Origin of the sequence: Hydrogenophaga sp. (genome assembly GCF_026125785.1) — a bacterium.
GTDB lineage: Bacteria > Pseudomonadota > Gammaproteobacteria > Burkholderiales > Burkholderiaceae_C > Hydrogenophaga.
This window is the reverse complement of the sequence record NZ_JAHCKL010000006.1, coordinates 88,265-101,564: the sequence shown is the minus strand read 5'-3', so window position 1 is coordinate 101,564 and position 13,300 is coordinate 88,265. Positions and strand designations below refer to the sequence as shown.

19 protein-coding genes are annotated in these 13,300 nt (G+C 67.0%); 12 read left to right on the top strand and 7 right to left on the bottom strand.

Annotated elements, in window-relative coordinates:
* Window positions 1-11: 11 nt before the first annotated feature.
* The 3 genes from KIT53_RS08470 to aztA are packed head-to-tail and all read right to left on the bottom strand — an operon-like array spanning window position 12 to window position 2,685.
* Window positions 12-989 carry a metal ABC transporter substrate-binding protein gene (locus KIT53_RS08470; RefSeq protein ID WP_297750553.1) on the bottom strand — a complete coding sequence of 326 codons (978 nt, stop codon included), beginning with the start codon at window positions 987-989 and terminating at the stop codon, window positions 12-14.
* 17 nt (window positions 990-1,006) lie between these two features.
* Window positions 1,007-1,897 carry a metal ABC transporter permease gene (locus KIT53_RS08465; protein ID WP_297750550.1) on the bottom strand — a complete coding sequence of 297 codons (891 nt, stop codon included), beginning with the start codon at window positions 1,895-1,897 and terminating at the stop codon, window positions 1,007-1,009.
* Window positions 1,894-2,685: a zinc ABC transporter ATP-binding protein AztA gene (gene aztA, locus KIT53_RS08460; RefSeq protein WP_297750547.1), complete on the bottom strand. Its 792-nt coding sequence runs from the start codon at window positions 2,683-2,685 to the stop codon at window positions 1,894-1,896. Before aztA ends, KIT53_RS08465 begins: the two co-directional genes overlap by 4 nt.
* 82 nt (window positions 2,686-2,767) lie before the next feature.
* Here aztA and KIT53_RS08455 point away from each other — a divergent pair, with 82 nt between their 5' ends.
* From KIT53_RS08455 to KIT53_RS08430, 6 genes are read left to right on the top strand one after another with little or no spacing between them, the layout of a single operon-like run.
* Complete coding sequence (locus tag KIT53_RS08455) at window positions 2,768-3,286, top strand: Fur family transcriptional regulator (protein WP_297750543.1); 519 nt, start codon at window positions 2,768-2,770, stop codon at window positions 3,284-3,286.
* On the top strand, window positions 3,283-3,939 hold the full coding sequence (locus KIT53_RS08450; RefSeq protein WP_297750540.1) for an ATP-binding cassette domain-containing protein: 657 nt from the start codon (window positions 3,283-3,285) through the stop codon (window positions 3,937-3,939). Before KIT53_RS08455 ends, KIT53_RS08450 begins: the two co-directional genes overlap by 4 nt.
* Window positions 3,936-5,162: an ABC transporter permease gene (locus KIT53_RS08445; protein WP_297750536.1), complete on the top strand. Its 1,227-nt coding sequence runs from the start codon at window positions 3,936-3,938 to the stop codon at window positions 5,160-5,162. Before KIT53_RS08450 ends, KIT53_RS08445 begins: the two co-directional genes overlap by 4 nt.
* A 5-nt stretch (window positions 5,163-5,167) precedes the next feature.
* Window positions 5,168-5,413 (top strand): hypothetical protein, encoded by a 246-nt coding sequence (locus KIT53_RS08440; protein ID WP_297750534.1) that lies wholly within the window; start codon window positions 5,168-5,170, stop codon window positions 5,411-5,413.
* Window positions 5,414-5,440: 27 nt separating this feature from the next.
* The gene (locus tag KIT53_RS08435; protein WP_297750531.1) at window positions 5,441-5,980 is read left to right on the top strand and encodes a DUF3299 domain-containing protein; all 540 of its coding nucleotides are present in this window, start codon (window positions 5,441-5,443) and stop codon (window positions 5,978-5,980) included.
* An 18-nt stretch (window positions 5,981-5,998) separates the two neighbouring features.
* Window positions 5,999-6,943 carry an AEC family transporter gene (locus KIT53_RS08430; protein WP_297750528.1) on the top strand — a complete coding sequence of 315 codons (945 nt, stop codon included), beginning with the start codon at window positions 5,999-6,001 and terminating at the stop codon, window positions 6,941-6,943.
* 7 nt (window positions 6,944-6,950) lie between these two features.
* Here the strand turns inward: KIT53_RS08430 and KIT53_RS08425 are convergent, their stop codons facing one another.
* Together KIT53_RS08425 and KIT53_RS08420 are read right to left on the bottom strand one after the other, a co-directional pair.
* Entirely contained in the window at window positions 6,951-7,409 is a 459-nt protein-coding gene (locus KIT53_RS08425) for an NINE protein (RefSeq protein ID WP_297750526.1), read from the bottom strand.
* A complete protein-coding gene (locus tag KIT53_RS08420) occupies window positions 7,406-7,945 on the bottom strand; it encodes a GNAT family N-acetyltransferase (protein WP_297750523.1) in 540 nt (179 codons plus the stop codon). The genes KIT53_RS08425 and KIT53_RS08420 overlap by 4 nt, the downstream gene beginning before the upstream one ends.
* 179 nt (window positions 7,946-8,124) lie before the next feature.
* On the opposite strand from KIT53_RS08420, the gene rpsP reads away from it, so the two are divergent.
* From rpsP to KIT53_RS08390, 6 genes are all read left to right on the top strand, one after another.
* Entirely contained in the window at window positions 8,125-8,382 is a 258-nt protein-coding gene (rpsP, locus tag KIT53_RS08415; protein ID WP_297750520.1) for a 30S ribosomal protein S16, read from the top strand.
* A gap of 16 nt (window positions 8,383-8,398) precedes the next feature.
* Window positions 8,399-8,998, top strand: a complete 600-nt coding sequence (gene rimM, locus KIT53_RS08410; protein WP_297750517.1) for a ribosome maturation factor RimM — start codon at window positions 8,399-8,401, stop codon at window positions 8,996-8,998.
* A gap of 29 nt (window positions 8,999-9,027) precedes the next feature.
* Window positions 9,028-9,804, top strand: coding sequence for a tRNA (guanosine(37)-N1)-methyltransferase TrmD (gene trmD, locus KIT53_RS08405; RefSeq protein WP_297750514.1), 777 nt, complete (start codon window positions 9,028-9,030; stop codon window positions 9,802-9,804).
* A 145-nt stretch (window positions 9,805-9,949) separates the two neighbouring features.
* Window positions 9,950-10,306, top strand: coding sequence for a 50S ribosomal protein L19 (gene rplS / locus KIT53_RS08400; protein WP_297750511.1), 357 nt, complete (start codon window positions 9,950-9,952; stop codon window positions 10,304-10,306).
* Between the two features lie 70 nt (window positions 10,307-10,376).
* Window positions 10,377-11,060, top strand: a complete 684-nt coding sequence (locus KIT53_RS08395) for a CoA pyrophosphatase (RefSeq protein ID WP_297750508.1) — start codon at window positions 10,377-10,379, stop codon at window positions 11,058-11,060.
* Window positions 11,061-11,110: 50 nt separating this feature from the next.
* The gene (locus tag KIT53_RS08390; protein WP_297750505.1) at window positions 11,111-12,040 is read left to right on the top strand and encodes a CobD/CbiB family protein; all 930 of its coding nucleotides are present in this window, start codon (window positions 11,111-11,113) and stop codon (window positions 12,038-12,040) included.
* Between the two features lie 3 nt (window positions 12,041-12,043).
* Here KIT53_RS08390 and rsgA read toward each other — a convergent pair whose 3' ends face one another.
* On the bottom strand, window positions 12,044-12,973 hold the full coding sequence (rsgA, locus tag KIT53_RS08385) for a ribosome small subunit-dependent GTPase A (protein ID WP_297750501.1): 930 nt from the start codon (window positions 12,971-12,973) through the stop codon (window positions 12,044-12,046).
* The gene (locus KIT53_RS08380) at window positions 12,973-13,293 is read right to left on the bottom strand and encodes a 4a-hydroxytetrahydrobiopterin dehydratase (protein WP_297750498.1); all 321 of its coding nucleotides are present in this window, start codon (window positions 13,291-13,293) and stop codon (window positions 12,973-12,975) included. The genes rsgA and KIT53_RS08380 overlap by 1 nt, the downstream gene beginning before the upstream one ends.
* Window positions 13,294-13,300: the final 7 nt, after the last annotated feature.

Below are 13,300 nucleotides of genomic sequence, written 5' to 3'. Positions count from 1 at the left end.
CGCGGTCGCGCTCAGCGCGCCAGCACCGCGGCCGTCAGCGCGCGGGTGTTGAAGCGCATCATGTCGATGTAGGTCGATGCCTCGCCGCCGGGCGCGGACAGCGAATCCGAGTACAGGGCGCCCGAGGGCCTGGTGCCGGTCTCGCGCGCGATCTGCTCGATCAGCCGGGGGTCGGAAATGCTCTCCACGAACAAGGCACGGATCTGTTCTTGGCGGATCTGGCGCACCAGCTGCGCCACGCCCTTGGCCGAGGCTTCGCTCTCCGTGCTGACGCCCTGGGGGGCGAGGAAGCGCACGCCGTGGTCGCGGGCGTAGTAGCCAAAGGCATCGTGCGAGGTGATGACCTTGCGCTGTTCCGCCGGCACAGCGGACCAGGCGGCGCGGATCTCGCTGTCCAGCGCATCGAGCCGCGACAGGTAGGCCTGGGCGTTGCGGTCGTAGCTGTCGCAGCCGGCCGCGTCGGCGCGGCACAGGCCCTGGGCGATGTTTTTCACATACACCTTCACGTTGGCCACGCTCTGCCACGCGTGGGGGTCGGTCTCGCCGTGCGTGTGGCCATGGTCCTTCCTGCCGTGGTCACGGCCATGGTCTTCGTCGTGGGCTTCCTTCAGTGGCTGTATGCCTTTGCTGACCACCACTTGCTGGCCCTTGTAGGTGGCCGTCCGGAGCAGGCGATCCATCCACCCTTCGAAGCCCAGCCCATTGGCGAACACCACCCTGGCCTGCCCGACCACCCGGGCCTGGGCGGGCGTGGGTTGAAACACATGGGCATCGCTGCCCGGGCCGACCAGCACGTCGACCTGCACCCGGTCCCCACCGACCTGTTGCACGAGGTCACCCAGGATGCTGAAGCTGGCCACGGTCTTGATGGGCGTGCTTCCCTGGGCATGCAGCGGCGCTGCGATGGCGGCGACACCGAGTGCGAAGGCGGCCAGCAGATGGCGCCGGGCGCTTCGCGTGGGACGGATGCGGGTGGGTGTTTGGTTCATGGTGATGTCCTTTCGGTTCAGGCTTGGAGATGGGAGGAGGAGGGACGCTGATGGCGCAACAGGCCGTGCGGCGCCAGCCCCATGGAGAACAGGTAGAAGACGCCCAGGCTGAGCACGATGACCGGGCTGGTCGGCCAGTCCGCGTGGTAGGACAGCAGCAGCCCAGCGAAGCAGGCCAGCAGCGCCAGGCCTGTGGACAGGCCCAGCAGGGGCCGCAGTCCGCGGACCCACAGGCGCGCGGTGGCCGCGGGCAGCACCATCAACCCGACCGCCATCAGCGTGCCCAGGGCGTGGAAGCCGGCCACGAGGTTGATGACCAGCAGCGCGAGAAAGCCATAGTGGGCGACCGCGCTCCAGCGGCTGCGGCCGCGCAGGAAGCCCGGGTCCAGGCATTCGAGGACCAGAGGCCGGCGGATCACCGCCATCGCCACGCATGTGACCGCGGCGATGCCACCCAGCAGCGCGAGCGCGGCATCGTCCAGCGCGAGCACCGTGCCGAACAACACATGCAACAGGTCCACACTGTTGCCCCGCGTGGAAACGATCAACACGCCGAGGGCCAGAGACAGCAGGTAGAAGGCCGACAGGCTGGTGTCTTCCCGCAGCACCGTGTGGCGTGCGATGAGACCCGAGCCGATCGCCACCACCAGCCCGGCGGCGATGCCGCCCACCGTCATGGCTCCCAGTGAGAGGCCTGAGACGAGATAGCCGATGGCCGCACCGGGCAGGATGGCGTGGGCCATGGCGTCGCCCATCAGGCTCATGCGCCGCAGCATCAGGAACACGCCGACCGGGGCGGCGCTGACGCTGAGCAGAACGCAGCCCAGCAGGGCGTTGCGCATGAAACCAAATTCCATGAAGGGACCCAGCAGGGGCAACGACCATGCCCAGGTGGCGTCGCCGTTCATGGGGCGGCCTCTGCGGTACACGCCGCTGCCGCGGGCGGCTGGCACAACAGGGCATGGTCGTCGAAGGGCTCCTGCAGGCGCAGCGCGCGTTGCCAGTGCGCTTCGGTCAGTACCTCGGCCGTGGCACCCCAGGCCACGGGCTCGCGTGCCAGCAACAGGGTTTGCGGGAAATGGTCGCGCACCTGCCCCAGGTCGTGCAGCACCGCCACCACGGTGCGGCCCTGCGCATGCCAGCGGTGCAGCAGATGGAGCAGGTCCTGCGTGGTGCGAGCGTCGATGGCCGCGAACGGCTCGTCCAGCAGCATCACCGGGGTGTCTTGCAGGATCAGGCGTGCGAACAGCGCGCGCTGCATCTGCCCGCCGGACAGCGTGTCGATACCGCGCTTCTCGAACCCCGTCAGCCCGACGGCCGCCAACGCCTCCTGCACCGCTTGGCGGTGCGCATGCCCGATGCGGCCCAGGGCGCCTACCCGGTGCCACAGGCCCAGTGCCACCATGTCACGCACGGAGATGGGGAAACTGGAGTCCAGTTCCGATTGCTGGGGCAGCCAGGCCACCTGGTCCACGCGCGGCCCCCGCATCCAGCCTCCCAGCGGCCGGAGTCGGCCGGCCATGGCCTTGAGCAACGTGGACTTGCCAGCCCCATTGGGGCCGGTCACCGCCACCAGCGCGCCCGGCGCAATGGCCATGGACAGGTGGTGCACGGCGGGATGGCGTTCGTAGCCCAGAGTGAGGTCGTGCAGGACGATGGCCGTTGAGGCCGAGGACAGGTCTGGCGGGGTGGACACGGCAGAAGGCAGCTAATATATTGCAACCGAATTGCGATAGCGACGATATTAACGCAACTTTGTTGCAATAATGAGGGCCGCCATGTCCAAACATCCGTCTCGAGACCCTGCCACCGTTCCGCATGACATCCAGGTGCGCCTGGAGGCGGCCGGATTGCGCCGCACCTTGGCCACGCGCGCCGTGCTGGGACTGTTTCTGGCCAGGCCCGCAGGCGGCTTGTCGCATGCCCAAGCCATGACCGCGCTCACGGCACGCGGGCTGGACATCAACCGTGTCACGCTCTACCGCTTGCTGGACCGGCTGGCCGCCTGCGGCGTCTTGCGGCGAGAGGCCGATGCGCAGCGGACGTGGCGCTTTTCTTTGGCATCGACGCCCATGCAGGCGCGGCCGGCGGACGAGGCTGTGCCGCTGTTCGAGTGCGATGCCTGTCACCGACAGATACCCCTGACCGACGCCGGAGAAACCACGCGTACCGTGGCCCAAGACCTGTTTCGCTCCCTGGCCCAGATGGGGCACAGGGGTGTCCGTGTGGACCTGGCCATCCATGGCACTTGCGCCACTTGCGTGCCACCGGGCGATGCGGCCGGGCCAGCCGCATGATCGAATCGCTGGGGTTGGCGTATGCCTACGCCGGGGCTGCCCCGCTGCGGCTGCCCGATGTGGCGGTGCGCCAGGGAAGCACCTTGCTGCTGCGCGGGCACTCCGGCAGCGGTAAGTCGACCTGGCTGGCGCTTGCTGCGGGCTTGCTCACGCCGACGGCTGGTGACATCGCAGTGGCGGGGCAGGTGCCCGCACGACTGTCCGCCAGCGCGCGGGATGCCTGGCGCGCGCGCCACGTGGGTTTTTTGCCCCAGAGGCTGCACCTGAGCGAGGCGCTGACGGTGGCGGACAACCTGGGGCTGGTGTATTTCGCGGCGGGGCTGCCCAGAGACCGCGCCGCCGTGGCCCGCGCGCTGGATGCGCTCGGAGTCGGGCACCTGGCCACAGGCAAACCCTCTCAACTCTCGGTGGGGCAGGCCCAGCGCGTGGCACTGGCCCGCGCGGTGCTGCTTCGACCGCAGGTGATCCTGGCCGATGAACCCAGTGCCAGCCTGGACGACGAGGCCTGCGCACGCTCCATGCGCTTGCTCGTGCAGAGTGCCTCGGATCTGGATGCCACGCTGGTGATCGCCACGCACGACGCCCGCCTGCTGAACGCCTTGCCCCAGGCCAGGGTGCTCTCGCTCTCGGTGCCGCAGGAGCCGGTGCCATGAATGTGGCGTCCCTGTCCTGGCGCTACCTCTGGTCTCGGCCCCTGACCACTGCGCTCAATCTGCTGCTGCTGACCCTGGGGTTGGCGTCCATGGCGCTGGTACTGATCGCCCGCGACCAGGTAGAGCGGGCCTTCGAGCGAGATCTCGCGGGCATCGACGCGGTGGTCGGCGCCAAGGGCAGTCCGATGCAACTGATCCTGGCCGGGGTGTTTCACATCGACGTGCCGCCCGGCAACATCCCGCTGGCGCAGGCCGAGGCGTTGGCGCGCCACCCGCAGGTGGCGCAAATGATCCCCCTGAGCCTGGGAGACAACCTGGCCGGCTACCGCATCGTCGGCACCACGCTCGACTACCCCGCGCACTACGCCGCTGTGCTGGCGGGCGGGGCCTGGTGGCGGCAGCCGCTGGAGGCGGTGCTCGGCGCGCAGGTGGCCGCGCGGACCAGCCTGCAGGTGGGGCAGGCCTTCGAGGGTGCCCATGGACTGGTGGCCGGTGGTGCGGCGCATGGCCAGACACCCTACGCCGTCGTCGGCGTGCTCGCTCCCTGCGGCTGCGTGCTGGATCGCCTGGTCCTCACGGCCACCGAATCGGTCTGGCGCGTGCACGATGACATGCATGCAGCCGACGGTATGAATGAAGCCGAGCGCGCCGAACTCGATGCGGCGCTGCAGGACGAACGCGACATCACGCTGGCTCTGATCCGTTACCGCACACCCATGGCGGCGTTGAGCTTTCCCCGCTTCGTCAATGAAACCACCTCCATGCAGGCGGCTGCGCCGGCGCTGGAGATCACGCGCTTGCTGGGCATGGTGGGCGTGGGCACGCAGGTGCTGCAGGGTTTGACGGCGGTGTTGCTGGTGGTTGCGGGCTTGTCCGTCTTCATTGCCCTCTGGGGCGCCGTCCGCGAGCGCCGCAGCGACCTGGCCATGCTGCGCATGCTGGGCGCACCGCCAAGGCGTGTCGCCGCGCTGCTGTTGTGCGAGGCGCTCTGGCTGGCGCTGATGGCCTCTTTGCTGGGGCTGCTCGCCGCGCATGCGCTCGCAGCCCTGCTGGGCGACATGCTCATGGTCCGCCATTCGCTGGCCATTTCCGCCTGGCGCTGGGTACCCGCCGAAGGCTGGGTGCCCGTGCTCGCTCTGGGGGTGGCGACTGTCGCGGCCCTGCTGCCCACCTTCAGCGCCTACCGGTTCGATGTGACTTCTCTTCTCAACAATTCAAGGTGAACACCATGATTCCGAAAAACCTGCTCTTCATCGCTTGCGCAAGCCTGCTCGCCAGCGCCGCACTGGCGCAACACACCGACCAGGAGACGCGCGAAGACATTGCACGCCACCGCGCCATGGCCGCCGCCCACGAAGGCGCTGCCAAGTGCCTGGAGGCCGGCAAAGGCGAGAAGGTCTGCCTGCAGGAACTCCAGGCCGCTTGCAAGGGTCTTGCGTTGGGCAAATACTGCGGCATGCGCCATGCACATTGATACACCGCCCTTTCCCATGCGTTTCACATGACCACGCCCCATCCGCTTGTCCTGCTGCTCGGCCTGGCCTTCGTGGGTGGGGCGGCGGCGCAGCCGCTGAGTTCGCCTGTGCCGCCAGGAACAACGACCTCCCCTGGGACGGTGCATCCGCAAGGGCAGGGGGCGGGCGTGCACAGCCCTCTGAGTCCTTTCGCACCCCTGCCCAGGCGCGGCGACGTGGTGGCCTGGTCCACGCTCACCGATGTCACGACCCGGGTCGACAAGAAGCGCATCGTGCCGGTCTATCCCGATGCGGTGACCGCGCTGAACCAGAAGACGCTGCGCCTGCAGGGGTTCATGATGCCGCTGGAGCCAGGGGAAAACCAACGGCATTTCCTGCTCGCATCGGTGCCGCTGACCTGTTCTTTCTGCACGCCCGGTGGTCCGGAAAGCATGGTGGAAGTGCGCACGGCCAAGCCGGTGAAATACAAGCTGGAAGCCGTGGTGGTCGAAGGCACGTTCCATGTGCTGGAGAACGATCCTTACGGTCTCTACTACCGCATGACAGGCGCGGTGGGCGTACCCTGACTTGGGTACCATCGTTGGGTGAACCTCGCCACCCACCCCGTCGTTGCATCCCTCACGCCGGTCTTCCTGCTCATCGCTGCCGGCTTTCTCGCCGGGCGGCTGCAGTGGATCCGCGACGGCGCCATCAAGGACCTCTCCAACCTGGTTTTCCTGCTGCTGATCCCGGCACTCCTGTTTCGCACCATGAGCGCGGTGCACTTCGAGGAATTGGACCTGCGGCCGGTTGGCGCCTACTTTCTGGCCGCGCTCACGCTGCTCGGCGTGTCGATCGCCTGGCGGGGGTTCAACCGCAGCAGCGTGGTGCTGGCGCTGGCCGGAACCTTCTCCAACATGGTGATGATCGGCATCACGCTGGTGGAACTGGCCTATGGCAAGGCCGGGCTGGTGACCTTGCTCACCCTGGTCTCGGTGCATGCGCTCATCCTGCTGACCGTTGGCTCGGTGGTGCTCGAACTGGCCGTGGCCCGCGAAGTGCGCCAGGGTGGTCAGCGTTCGCCGCACGTGCTGGCCACCGCCTGGTCGGCTTTCAAGGGGGCTTTGCTGCACCCGATCCCCTTGCCCATTGTCAGCGGCCTGCTGTTCGCCCAGACCGGCTGGGCCCTGCCCGCCGTGGTGGACAGGCCGCTGCAATTGCTGGGCAGCGCGTTCGGTCCGATCGCGCTGGTGCTGGTGGGTGTGACACTGGCCCGCACCCCCATGGCGGGCCACCTGCGCCAGGCGCTGTGGGTCACCGTCTCCAAGAACGTGGCCCTGCCCGTGCTGGTGTGGGCCTGTGCCTGGGCCATGGGCATTTCCGGTCTGCCCCTGACGGTGATGGTGGTGGCAGCCGCGTTGCCGATCGGCGCCAACGTGTTTCTGTTTGCCCAGCGTTACGAAGTGGCGCAGGAGATCACCACCGCCAGCATGGGCCTCTCCACCCTGCTGGCTTTGCTCACGCTGAGCTTTTTCATGATGCTGCGGTGAGCCGCGCTCATTGGCTGATCTTGCGCGCTTCCTCGACCTGGTACTCGAAATAGCGCTGGAACCCGAAAGCCAGGCTGCCCATGAAGGCGATCGTGCCCAGGAGCAGGGCCGCAACCAGCGCGCCTATGGTCAGCCAGTTCGTGGCGCCCGCACGGGCATCGGCCGGGAGGCTGGGGTTGAACTGGCGGTTCCACTTCTCGCGGTCGGTCAGCGCGTAGACGATGCCGGTCAGGCAACTCGCCGCCACAGTCATGCCCAGCAGCGGTATCAGCACCCAGGAGAGCTTGTCGTCCTGGCCGTACAGCAGCACACGGTCCACCCCCCACCAGCCCAGTGCCGCCGGAATCGGGTGGAGCCAGCCCACCCAGTCGCCCAGACCGCGCAGGTAAAAGCGGTGAAGCCCGAGCATGCCGCCCAGCAGCGCCAGCCAGACCGCCAGCGTCTTGTTCCGGGTCCGGCCGCTCATGCCGCGGGATTCCGTTCGTCGGGCGGCAGCGTGTCGCCGGCGCCCAGGCTTTTCTGCATGAGCACGATGTCCAGCCAGCGGCCGAACTTCCAGCCACAGGACTGCACCACCCCCACCATCTCGAAGCCCAGCGCGCGGTGCACCCCGATGGAGCCGGCGTTGGCGCTGTCTCCAATCACCGCCATCACCTTGCGCGTGCCTGCGCGCTCCAGCGCCGCCAGCAACTCAGCCAGCAAAGCGCGGCCCAGGCCCTGGCGATGGGCCTCGGGATCGAGATAGATGGAGTCCTCCACCGAAAACCGGTAGGCCGGGCGCGGTTTGAACCAGTTGCCGTAGGCATAACCCAGGACCTTTCCATCCTCCTCCGCCACTAGCCAGGGCAGACCCTTGCCGAGAACGTCGGCACGGCGGGTCGCCATTTCGGTCACGGTGGGGGGCGAGGTTTCGAAAGTGCCCGTGCCATGCAGCACGTGGTGGCTGTAGATGCGGGCGATGGCGTCGAGATCTTCGTCTCGGCTGGGGCGGATCAGTGGCATGGTCTGAGGGGAAACGTTGTCAGAAGGCTTGAGTGGCACTGAACGGGCTATAATCGCGGGTTTCGTGGCGTTTCGCTGGCCGGGTGGTCAGTCGTGTGTCTCAAGCGCTGCGATTGAAGTGGGTTGAAAAACCCAGTGAAGTACCGTTGAACGGTACCTCTCCACCCGAAGGATAAATCATGGTCGTCATCCGACTCTCCCGCGGCGGTGCCAAAGCCCGTCCGTTCTACAACATCGTGGTTGCCGACAAGCGCAACCGCCGCGATGGCCGCTTCATCGAGCGCATCGGCTTCTACAACCCGCTGGCTCGCGGTGGCGAAGAAACCCTGCGCATCGCCACCGACCGCCTGACCTACTGGACCGGCGTGGGCGCGACCCCGTCCGATACCGTGGCCCGCCTGGTCAAGCAAAGCGCTGCCAAGGCCACCACGGCCTGAGCCTGTCGCCTCGACAGTGACCTCCCCCGCGTCCGGCGCCTTGCAGGCGTCGCTCCTGCCCGATGATGCTGTCGAGCTGGGGCGCATCCAGGACGCGTGGGGCATCAAGGGCTGGGTCCGCATCCTGCCCTACAGCGCCGACACCGAAGCGCTGTTCGTTTCCTCCCGTTGGTACCTGCAGCCGCCCGAAGGTCGCTTCGCGCGCGGTTTCTCCGCGTTCTCCGGCTGTGTCGAGGTGCAGATCGCCGAGATCAAGGCCCATGCCGACGGCCTCGTGGCCCGTTTTGACGGGGTGCCGGACCGCAATGCCGCCGAGGCGCTCAAGGGTGCCCGCATCAGCCTGCCGCGCAGCGCCTTTCCGGAAACCCCGGAAGGCGAGTACTACTGGGTCGATCTGATCGGCCTGGACGTGGTGAACCGCGAAGGTCTTCACCTCGGCGTGGTGCGCGACCTGATGCCAACCGGTCCGACCTCGGTGCTGGTGCTGGAATATGCCGAAACGGTGGAGGGCGCCGAGCGAACCGCCGAGCGCATGATCCCGTTTGTCGCGGCCTATGTGGACAATGTGGACCGGGCGGGACGCAAGATCCTGGTCGACTGGCAGCCCGACTACTGAGCGAACGCCGTCCGCACCGAGGACCCATTGTGCGCTTCGACGTCATCACCCTGTTCCCCGAACTCTTCGCGCCTTTCCTGACGCACGGCATCACTCGTCGAGCCTTCGAGTCCGGACTCGTGGACGTGCACCTGTGGAATCCGCGCGATTTCGCCGAGGGCAATTACCGGCGTGTGGACGACCGCCCGTTTGGCGGTGGTCCTGGCATGGTGATGATGGCCGAGCCCCTGTGGCAGTGCCTTCGGGCGGTGCGCGAGGCACGGGCCGAACCCGGTGCCGCCCGGGCACCGGTGGTGCTGTTCTCCCCGATGGGCCAGACGCTGGACCACGCCGGCGTGGAACGCTGGTCCGCCAGCCAGGGGGGCGTGCTGGTCTGCGGCCGCTACGAGGGCATTGACCAGCGCTTCATCGATGCCTGTGTCGATGTGCAGATCAGTCTGGGCGACTTCGTTCTCTCGGGTGGGGAAATTCCCGCCATGGCCCTGCTGGACGCGGTTGCCCGTCTGCAGCCTGGGGTGCTGAGCGATGAAGGCAGCCACCAGCAGGACAGCTTCAACCCGGCGCTGGACGGGCTGCTCGACAGTCCACACCACACGCGCCCCGAGGTCTGGCAGGGACCGCAGGGCCCGGTGCCTGTGCCAGAGGTGCTGCTGGGCGGACACCACGAGCGCATCGCGCGCTACCGGCGCGAACAGAGCCTACGGCTGACCGCCCAGCGTCGCCCCGAACTGCTGGCCCGGGCTCGGGAACAGGGTTGCCTGGGAGCCGCGGACCTGGCTTTCCTCCGTTCCCAGGGCTTGCTATAATCCAAGGCTTTTCGATCCTCTGACCGGCCGCCGCGACCGGGCCAGCCCCTGAGTTGTGCAGCCTGTCTGCGCAGATTCAGACAGGCGCCTTTGCCGGATTCGCGGCCTTTAGTGCAGCGCGGTCATGACCGAATGACAGGAAACCATGAACCTCATCCAGACCCTTGAGCAGGAAGAAATTGCTCGCCTTGGCAAAGTGATCCCGCCGTTCGCCCCTGGCGACACCGTGATCGTCAGCGTGAACGTGATCGAAGGTACGCGCAAGCGCGTGCAGGCCTATGAGGGCGTGGTCGTGGCCCGCCGCAACCGTGGCCTGAACTCCAGCTTCATCGTGCGCAAGATTTCCAGCGGTGAAGGTGTTGAGCGTACTTTCCCGCTGTACAGCCCGTTGATCGCCAAGATCGAAGTCAAGCGCCGTGGTGCGGTCCGTCGTGCCAAGCTGTACTACCTGCGTGAGCGCAGCGGCAAGTCCGCGCGCATCAAGGAAAAGCTGGGCTCCTGAGACCCGTGCGCCGTCGGAAAAGCCGCTCCATCGAGCGGCTTTTTTGCGTCTGGCCTATGCTTGCCGTCCCATGACCCAGCCGCTACCCCTTTTTGACCCTCGTCTTGTTCCTGTGGTCCCGGACGCCTCGGGCGAGGTACTGGCGCCGGCCCGTGCGCAACGCCTGACCCCTTCTGGCCTGCGCGAGTTGTTTGCGAATCCGCCGACGTGGAAGCCCGAACTGCACCGTGAGCGCAAGTTCGGCGACCGTGTACCGGCACACGCCGCCGTGCTGCTGCCCCTGGTGATGCGCGATGAACTCACGCTCATTCTCACGCAGCGCACCACGCGCCTGTCCACCCATTCGGGGCAGATCGCGCTGCCCGGAGGCAAGCTGGACCCCGAAGATGCCGATGCCACGGCGGCGGCGCTGCGCGAAGCGCATGAGGAAATCGGGCTGATGCCGGAGCGCGTGGAGGTGCTGGGCACGCTGCCGGAGTACGTGACGGGGACGGCGTTCATCGTCACGCCCGTGGTGGGGCTGGTACAGCCTGGCTTCGTGCTGGCGCCCAACCCGCACGAGGTGGACGATGTGTTCGAGGTGCCGTTGACTTACCTGATGGACCCAGCCCACCACCGCCGCCACGTGCTGGACATGGAAGGCGTGGTGAGGGAGTGGTACTCCATGCCCTACCTCGATGGGCATCACGAGCGGTACATCTGGGGTGCCACCGCAGGCATGCTGCGCAACTTCTACCGCCTGCTCATTGCCTGAGCGGGATTTCCCCGGACCGGAGGCCATGGGCGCGCCACTATGATGGCGCCATGAGCTTCTTCGCCATCCTCATCGCGTTGCTGCTGGAGCAGGCGCGCCCACTGGCCTACGACAACCCGGTGCATGCCGGCCTCAGGGCCTGGGCTCGGATGGTGCGGCGCAACCTGGACGCGGGGCAATCGTCCCATGGCTGGGTGGCCTGGCTGCTCGCGGTGGGGGTGCCGTCGCTGGTGGCCGGATTGGTCTACTGGGGGTTGTGGCAATTCAGCACAGTGCTGGCATTCGCCTGGGTCGTGGCGATTCTGTATGTCACTCTGGGGTTTCGGCAGTTCAGCCACCACTTCAGCGAAATCCGCCAGGCGCTGGAGGAGGGCAACGATCTGTTGGCCCGCGAAAAGCTCGCGCAATGGTTGCGTGTCGATGCCTCCACGCTGCCGCGCAGCGAACTGCTGCGCCAGGTGATCGAGCACTCGGTGCTGGCGGCGCACCGCCATGTCTTTGGGGTGCTGGTGTGTTTCGTGGTGTTCTGGGCCTTGGGTCTCGGGCCTTCAGGCGCCGTCTTCTACCGCCTGGCGGAGTACATCTCTCGCAATTGGCGCGCGCGTCCCGACGGCACGCCCAGCATCGCGCTGCAGGTGGCGGCGGAAAGGGCCTGGCGCTGGATCGATCATGTGCCGGCCCGCATCACCGCGCTGGGGTTTGCCATCGTCGGCAATTTCGAGGAAGCGGTGGCGAGCTGGCGCGGTGATGCACCGCGTTTTGCGCCCGGCAGCGATGGCGTGGTGCTGGCGGCTACGTCCGGCGCGATCAACGTGCGCCTGGCGGCACAGCCCGACGCCCAGGCATTGCCGGGAGAGGGTGATCCCGGACATAGGCCAGAGCCGCAATTGGCCCACCTGAGCAGCGTGGTGGGGCTGGTGTGGCGCGCCGTGGTGCTGTGGATGCTGTTGCTCGCGCTGCTGACGCTGGCCGGGCTGTAGGCCTCAGTAACGGCGCTTGTTGGAGAGCTCCTCGAACAGCTCGCGGTAGATGCGGTAGCGGTTGTCGCTGATGGTGCCGTTCATGCCAGGAGGGGATTGCACCTGCGCGATCACGCCGCAACCCGGCTCGTGCAGGTGGGTGCAATTGTAGAAGCGGCATTCGCCCAGGGCGGCTTGCAGATCCGGCATCAGGTGCGCCAGTTGCATGGGCTCGATGTGGTGGAGCCCGAATTCCTGGAACCCGGGGGAATCGATCAGTGCCGTCGCCCCGGCCTTGTCCACCCAGTACCAGGTGGTGCTGGTGGTGGTGTGCTTGCCCGAGTTGAGCGCGCGCGAGATCTCGCCGGTCTGTGCGCGGGCTTCGGGCACCAGGCGGTTGACCAGCGTGCTCTTGCCCACGCCGGATGGGCCGAGCACCAGGGTGGTCCTGCCGCGCAGCCGCGCTTGCAGTTCGACCAGGTCCGTAGGCACATCACCACCGTCCGCGGGCCTCAGGCACAGCGGCAGCACCTGGCAACCCATGCGCCGATAGGGCGCCAGACGTTCCCAAGCTCGGTCAAAGGCGGGTTTCAGATCGCTCTTGTTCAGCACAATGAGAGCGTCGATGTGTTCCGCCTGGGCCGCGATCAGCGCGCGGCTGAGTTGGCTTTCCGAGAATTCCGGGTCGGCCGCCACCAGCACGAGCACCTGATCCAGGTTGGCGGCGAAGGATTTGGTTCGCATTTCGTCCTGCCGGTAGAACAGGTTGCGCCTGGCCTCCACGCGTTCGATGCTGCCTTCGTCACCCGTGGTTTGCCATCCCACCCGGTCACCCACCACCACCGCGTTCTTCTTGCCGCGCGGATGGCACAGGCACCGTTCGCCATTCGGGCTTTCCACGAGGCAATGGCGACCGTGGGCGGCCACCACCAGTCCGGGCAGCAGATCGGTCATCAGGCCTTTTGCAGCGCGTCCACCGCAGCCGCGCAATGGAAGTCACTGACCGAAATGCCGCCGACGTCGTGGGTGTTGAAACGCACGGTGCATTGACCGTAGCTCACAGAGAGGTCAGGGTGGTGGTCTTCCCTGTGCGCGATCCAGGCCAGTGCGTTGACAAAGGCCATGGTCTCGTGGAAGTTGGGGAAACGGTAACTCTTTTCCAACGAGCCTTCGATGAGCTTCCAGCCCTGTGCGGCGTCCCCATTGAGTTGGGTGAGCTGGGTCACGATTTCGGTGGCGGAGAGGGCGCGGCGGTTCTGATGGATGGGGTTCATGGCGGAG